Annotated in this window: 6 protein-coding genes; 3 read left to right on the top strand and 3 right to left on the bottom strand. The window is 68.2% G+C overall.

The window, feature by feature from the left end; all coding sequences use genetic code 11:
- Window positions 1–161: 161 nt before the first annotated feature.
- Window positions 162–1070 carry a LysR family transcriptional regulator gene (locus tag IAE41_RS04860; protein ID WP_200732297.1) on the top strand — a complete coding sequence of 303 codons (909 nt, stop codon included), beginning with the start codon at window positions 162–164 and terminating at the stop codon, window positions 1068–1070.
- A 41-nt stretch (window positions 1071–1111) separates the two neighbouring features.
- Here the strand turns inward: IAE41_RS04860 and IAE41_RS04855 are convergent, their stop codons facing one another.
- On the bottom strand, window positions 1112–2368 hold the full coding sequence (locus IAE41_RS04855) for an MFS transporter (RefSeq protein WP_200732296.1): 1257 nt from the start codon (window positions 2366–2368) through the stop codon (window positions 1112–1114).
- 120 nt (window positions 2369–2488) lie between these two features.
- Window positions 2489–3115, bottom strand: coding sequence for a signal peptidase I (gene lepB, locus IAE41_RS04850; RefSeq protein ID WP_200732295.1), 627 nt, complete (start codon window positions 3113–3115; stop codon window positions 2489–2491).
- A gap of 275 nt (window positions 3116–3390) precedes the next feature.
- Here lepB and IAE41_RS04845 point away from each other — a divergent pair, with 275 nt between their 5' ends.
- Window positions 3391–3792, top strand: coding sequence for a hypothetical protein (locus IAE41_RS04845; RefSeq protein ID WP_200732294.1), 402 nt, complete (start codon window positions 3391–3393; stop codon window positions 3790–3792).
- 3 nt (window positions 3793–3795) lie between these two features.
- Window positions 3796–4242 (top strand): 3-dehydroquinate dehydratase, encoded by a 447-nt coding sequence (locus IAE41_RS04840; protein WP_079224808.1) that lies wholly within the window; start codon window positions 3796–3798, stop codon window positions 4240–4242.
- A 116-nt stretch (window positions 4243–4358) separates the two neighbouring features.
- Here the strand turns inward: IAE41_RS04840 and dcp are convergent, their stop codons facing one another.
- Window positions 4359–6515: a peptidyl-dipeptidase Dcp gene (dcp, locus tag IAE41_RS04835; RefSeq protein WP_079224807.1), complete on the bottom strand. Its 2157-nt coding sequence runs from the start codon at window positions 6513–6515 to the stop codon at window positions 4359–4361.
- Window positions 6516–6562: the final 47 nt, after the last annotated feature.

Below are 6562 nucleotides of genomic sequence, written 5' to 3'. Positions count from 1 at the left end.
CCCCCCCCCCCCCCCCCCCCCCCCCCCCCCCCCCCCCCGCCTCTGACAGTTGGTCGCTGCTGTTGGTGCCAGCTGCTGTTGGTGGGTGCCGACCGTTGGTCGGCACGGGATCGGATCCCATCTCTGATTCATTTCCGGCTGACGATGCATAAACTGGCCCCATGTCCATCGAACTCCGCCACCTGCGTTACTTCCTCGCCGTTGCCGATACGCTGCACTTCGGCCAGGCGGCCGAGCGGCTGGGCATGTCGCAGCCGCCGCTCAGCCAGCAGATCCGCCAGCTGGAGGAACTGATCGGGGCGCGCCTGTTCGTGCGCAGCCATCGCCGCGTGCAGCTCACTGCCGCCGGTGAGCTGCTGCAGGAACGTGCGCGGGCCATCGTGCAGCAGGTGGAAACGGCGGTGGACGAGGTGCAGCGCGCGCAGCGGGGCGAGCAGGGCGAGCTGCATATCGGCCTGACCCGGGCCACGCCGCTGTCGCCGCAGATTCCACGCTCGATCCTGCACTACCGCCAGCAGTACCCGCAGGTGCGCCTGCAGCTGAGCGAAATGAACACCCTGCAGCAGATCGATGCCCTGCTCGATGGCAGCCTGGACGTGGGCATCATCCGCAAGCGTGCGCTGCCGGCGGAACTGGTGGCGCACAGCCTGTTCGTCGATCCGCTGGCGTTGATCGTGCACGCCGACCACCCTGCCCTGCGCCGCCTGTCGGAGCAGGGCACGCTGGCGCTGCGCGATTTCGCCCAGGAGCCGTTCGTGGCGTTCCGCCGCAGTGCCGGGGCCGGCATCCATGACCACATGATCGCGCTGTGCGCGGCGGCGGGGTTCACCCCGCGCATCGTGCAGGAGGCCGGTGAGGCATCGACGCTGATCAGCCTGGCGGCTGCCGGGCTGGGCGTGGCGGTGCTGCCCTCCTCCTGCGACCACATCCGGGTGGAGGGCGCACGCTTCGTGGCGCTGGCCGATGCCGGGGCGCATTCGGAAGTGCAGCTGGCCTGGCACCGCGAAGGGGTCACGCCGTTGATCCGCAATTTTGCCGGGTTGTTGCGCGGGGCGTTCGCCGAGGGGTGATGCCCCGCGCTGCGCGCTCGCCGGGCATGGCCCGGCGGGGGTCAGGCGGTGACCGGCTGCGGGGCGCGCTGCTGCAGGGCCCAGATGATGCCGCCGCCGAGCACGGTCAGCACGCCGGTGAACAGGCACACGCCCAACCAATCCCACGCGGCATAGGCCAGGCCACCCACGGCGCCGAGCACGCTGCTGCCCAGGTAATAGGCGAACAGGTACAGCGCCGAGGCTTCGGCACGCATCGAGCCGGCACGGCTGCCCACCCAGCTGCTGGCCACCGAATGGCCACCGAAGAAGCCGAAGGTGACCAGGGCGATGCCCAGCGCCATCGTGGTCAGCCACGGCATCGACAGCAGCACGATGCCGGCACCGATCAGGCCGAAGGCAATGGTCAGCACGCGGCCGCGCCCGTAGCGGGTGGCCTGCTGGCCCATCCACGCCGAGCTGAACGTGCCGACCAGGTACACGCTGAAGATCAGGCCGACCACGGTCTGGCTGAGGTGGTACGGCGGCGCCAGCAGGTGGTAGCCCAGGTAGTTGTAGAGGGTGACGAACACGCCCATCAGCACGAACGAGGTGGCGAACAGCCACGGCAGGCCCGGATCGGCGAACAGCGTTCGCCAGCGCGAGGGCAGCTGGCGCAGGCCGCCGCGGCGTGCCTGGAAGTGCCGCGACGGCGGCAGCTGCAGCCACAGCAGCACGGTGCTGGCCACGGCGATGATCGAGACCACGCCGATGCCCCAGCGCCAGCCCCAGTGGTCGGCGATGATGCCGGCCAGCAGGCGCCCGCTCATGCCACCGATGGCGTTGCCGCCGATGTACAGGCCCATGGCCAGGCCCAGCGCGCGGCTGTCCATTTCCTCCACCAGGTAGGTCATCGCCACCGCCGGCACGCCGCTCAGCGCCAGGCCCAGGAGGGTGCGCAGCACCAGCATCGTCGTCCAGTCATCGACCAGCGCGGTGCACAGCGACAGCACGGCCGAGGCCATCAGCGCGACGATCATCAGTGGCCGGCGGCCCACCGCATCGGACAGCAGGCCGGCCAGCAGCATGGCCACGGCCAGGGTGCCGGTGCTCAGGGACAGCGACATCGCGCTGCCGGCGGCAGACACCCCGAAGTGGCGGCTGAACTCGGGCAGCAGGGGCTGCACGGTGTACAGCAGGCCGAAGGTCGAGAACCCCGCCAGGAACAGCGCCACCGCCGTGCGCCGGAACGCCGGGGTGCCCTGCTGGATGCGGGTGTCGACAACGGAATCGGAGGTGCGGGGGCGGCCGCTGAGGGACGCCGCAGTTTCGCCAGTCATGGGATCGAGGGGCCGTGGGGGCGGCCGGCGTGGGGGTACGGGGACCAGCGTAGGCCCCTCGATCCAGTCGATCCATAACCTGATGAGTCAGGATCGATATGCAGGACGTATCAATTCAGCTTACAGGTGCTTCCATTCGAAGCCATCGCCGCTGCGGTAGTAGATCGCCACGGCCCGGCCATAGACCTTGCCGGCGTCGACGAAGCCGAAGAAGCGGCCATCGAAGCTGTTGCCGCGGTGGTCGCCCAGCACCAGCAGCTTGCCGTCCGGCACCACCATGTCGCCGATATCCGGGCCACCGCCCATGTCCAGATCAAGCTGGGCCTGGCGCTCACCGAAGGCTTCGGTGTCGCGCAGGTCGGCGATCTGCAGCGGCTGGCCGTTGATGGCCAGGTGGCCGCCCTGCAGCTGCACGTGGTCACCGGCCACGGCTACCACGCGCTTGATCAGGCGGGTGCCATCGGCCGGCGAATCGAACACGGCCACTTCGCCGCGCTGCGGGGTGCCGGTGGCCAGCAGCTGCTGGCTGGTGAACGGCAGGCGCAGGCCGTAGGCGCGCATGTCCACCACCACGCGGTCGCCGGGCTGCAGGGTCGGCTGCATCGAGCCGCTGGGCACCACGTAGTGGTTGGCCAGGGTGTCGCGGGCAGCGGCAAGCAGGCCGAGCATGACCAGCAGCGGCAGCGCTTCCTTCTTCAGCCAGGTGAGCGCGCGTTCGGCAAACGGGGGGCGGGTGACAGCGTCCATGGCAGGTTCCGGGTAGGCGGTAGCGCTATCAGACCACAGGCAGGCCCGCGAGGTTCCCGCACCGGGAGCCTGTAGAGCCGAGCCTATGCTCGGCTGCTCTGCGCCTCAGTCGAGCAAGCTCGACTCTACAGAAAGCAGGCCGAGCATGGGCACGGCTCTACGGGAAGCGTTACGCAGGTTTTACGCGCGCCCCCGGCAACGGGCATCGCTCCTTTACGGGCACCGCGCGCATCGTGTGCCCACCGCGCCACAGGGCGCATTCCACAAGGTGTTGTATGACCCTCCTGGTGATCCGCCACGCGTCTTCGCCGGCACCGCGCCCGCAGCTGCCGGCACAGCTGAGCGGCCATCGCGTGCTGTGCAGCGACTGCGCCAGCCTGTCCGAAGTGCGCCACTGCCTGTGCCAGCCGCAGGCGCGCGCGGCCGACTGGGTACTGCTGGATGTCGGTGCGGCCGACGAGGCGCAGTGGCAGGCCGAGGGCGGCGCGTTGCAGGCGGCGCTGGAACGACTGCCAGCGCAGTACATCGAACTGCAGTCGCGCAGCGAACCGGGGCTGGAGGCGCGCCTGCGCCTGCAGCACGGTCCGGCCGCGGTGGTGGTCGACCAGCGCAGCCAGCAGGCCGGCTACCCGTTGTCGCTGGCCATCGTTGGCCGCCGCCTGGCGCAGGAGGGCTGAGCCATGTCGATCTTCATCATTCGTGGCCCGGAAGCCGCCGGCTCCCTGATCCGCACGGCGATGCCGCTGCCGGCGCCGGTGCTGAAATCACTGGTGCACCGCGCGATCGACGCCGGCACCAGCGTCGCCATCCGCGCCTGCGGCTCGGAACAGGAACTGCTGGATGCACTGCGCGTGGCCGACCACAGCCGCGGCGAGGTGACGCTGCTCGACCCGGGCGCGTGTGCCAACAGCCTGCGCCTGCAGCGCCTGCTGCCGTACCTGCACAACGCCTACGTGGAAGTACATGACGACGGTGCGGTTGCCGAACCGTGCCTGCCGGCCGGTGTCGGCCAACGCCTGGGCATCGCTGCCGGCTACGGTGCGCAGAGTTACGTTCTGGCGCTGGACATCGCGCTGGATCACCTTGGGTTGGCCGAACAGGCCAATCGCGTGCACGTAGGGACGTAACGCGGTTTGTAGAGCCGAGCCCATGCTCGGCTGCCCTTCCAGGAAACATCAGCCGAGCGTGGGCTCGGCTCTACACAACGAAAAACGGCGGGGTTGCCCCCGCCGTTTTCTGTTTCTTACTTCAGCCCGCGGAACTTCAGCAGCGGTTCCACCGACGGGTCCTTGCCGCGGAAATCGCGGTACAGGGTCGACAGTTCCACGCTGTTGCCGCGCGAGAGGATCTTGTCGCGGAACTCCTGGCCGTTGGCCGCCGTCAGGCCACCGTGTTCGGTGAACCACTGGTAGGCGTCATGGTCCAGCACTTCGGCCCAGAAGTAGGCGTAGTAACCGGCCGAGTAGCCGCCGCCCCAGATGTGGTCGAAGTAGGTGGTGCGGTAGCGCGGCGGCACCTGCGGCAGGTCGACCTTGAACTTCTTCAGCGCGCTGGCTTCGAAGGCGCCGACGTCCTGCAGCGGGGCATCGGCCTTCTGCGTGTGCCAGGCCAGGTCAAGCAGCGCGGCCGACAGGTACTCGGTGGTCGCGTAGCCCTGGTTGAAGCTGCGTGCCTTGAGGATCTTGTCGACCAGTTCCTGCGGCATCGCTTCGCCGGTCTTGTAGTGCTTGGCGTAGTTGGCGAAGACCTTCGGGTCCAGCGCCCAGTGCTCGTTGAACTGCGAGGGGAACTCGACGAAATCGCGCGAAGTGGCGGTACCGGCGATCGACGGGTACTTCACGTTCGAGAACATGCCATGCAGGGCGTGGCCGAACTCATGGAACATGGTGGTGACGTCGTCGAAGCTGATCAGCGCAGGCTGGCCATCGGCCGGCTTGGTGAAGTTGCAGACGTTGTAGACCACCGGCTTGGCACCGGTCAGGCCGTCCTGCTCGACGAACACGTCCATCCAGGCGCCGCCGGACTTGGTGTCACGCTTGAAGTAGTCGGTGTAGAACAGGGCCAGCGAGGTGCCGTCCTTGTCGAACACTTCGTACACCTTCATGTCCGGGTTGTAGGTCGGAATGTCGGTGCGCGGCTTGAAGGTGATGCCGTACAGCTGGGTGGCGGCGTAGAAGACGCCGTTCTGCAGCACGTTGTCCAGTTCGAAGTACGGCTTGACCTGCGACTCGTCCAGATCGTACTTGGCCTTGCGGACCTGCTCGGCGTAGAAGTCCCAATCGGAAGCGGCGACCTGGAAGCCACCCTTCTGGGCGTCGATCACCTTCTGGATCTCACCGGCTTCGGCACGCGCCTTGGCGGTGGCTGCCGGCACGGTGTCGGTCAGCAGCTTCAGCGCCGCGGCCGGGGTCTTGGCCATCTGGTCGCCCAGCTGGTAATCGGCGAAGGTTTCAAAGCCGAGCAGCTTGGCCTTCTGCGCGCGCAGCTGGGCCAGGCGCTGCACGGTCTCGCGCGTGTCGTTCTTGTCGCCACGCTCGGCGCGGGTTTCCGAAGCCTTCAGCACGGCGGCGCGCTGGTCGCGGTCGCTGAGCGAGCCGAGCACCGGCTGCTGGGTGGTGTTCTGCAGCGGCAGCACGAACTTGCCATCCAGCTTGCGATCCTTGGCGGCGTTGGCCGCGTTGTTGATCGCGTTCTCGTCCAGGCCGGCCAGCTTGGCCTTGTCATCGACGACCACGGCCGCAGCGGCGGTTGCAGCCACCAGGCGGGTGTGGAACTGGGTGGACAGGGTGGTCTCTTCGACGTTGAGCTTGCGCAGGCTCGCCTTGTCGGCGTCGGACAGCTGCGCGCCAGCGCGCACCAGGCCGTCGTAGTAATGCTCGACCAGGCGCTTCTGCACCGGGTCCAGTTCCAGCGTGTCACGCTGGTCGTACAGCGACTTCACGCGGGCGAACAGCTTCGGGTCGAGGTTGATCTCGTCCTGGTGCGCGGCCAGCTTCGGGGCGATGTCTTCCTGGATCTTCTGGCGCGCTTCGGTGCCATCGGCCTGGACCAGGCCGAAGAAGATGCGCGACACGCGGTTCAGGGTCTCGCCGCTGCGCTCCATCGCCACGATGGTGTTGTCGAAGGTGGCCGGCTCGGCGTTGTCGGCGATCTTGCGGACATCGGCCAGGTGCTGGCGCATGCCTTCTTCGAAGGCCGGCGTGTAGTCGCTGTCCTTGATCTTGTCGAACTGCGGCGCCTGGAACGGCAGCGTGCTGGCGCTCAGCAGCGGGTTGGTGGAGGCTTCGGCCGGCTGCTGGGCCGGGGCTTTCTGTGCTTCGGACACGGGGGTGGACTCCTTGCCGGAACAGGCCGCCAGCGCCAGGCTGATGGCGGCGGCCAGGACTACGGTACGCGACATGTAAAACGCTCCTTGGGCGGACGGTATGGGATACCAGCCCTCCACCC

Origin of the sequence: Stenotrophomonas sp. S39, from assembly GCF_016624665.1 — a bacterium.
Taxonomy (GTDB): Bacteria; Pseudomonadota; Gammaproteobacteria; order Xanthomonadales; family Xanthomonadaceae; genus Stenotrophomonas.
This window is presented reverse-complemented; position numbering and strand designations above follow the sequence as displayed.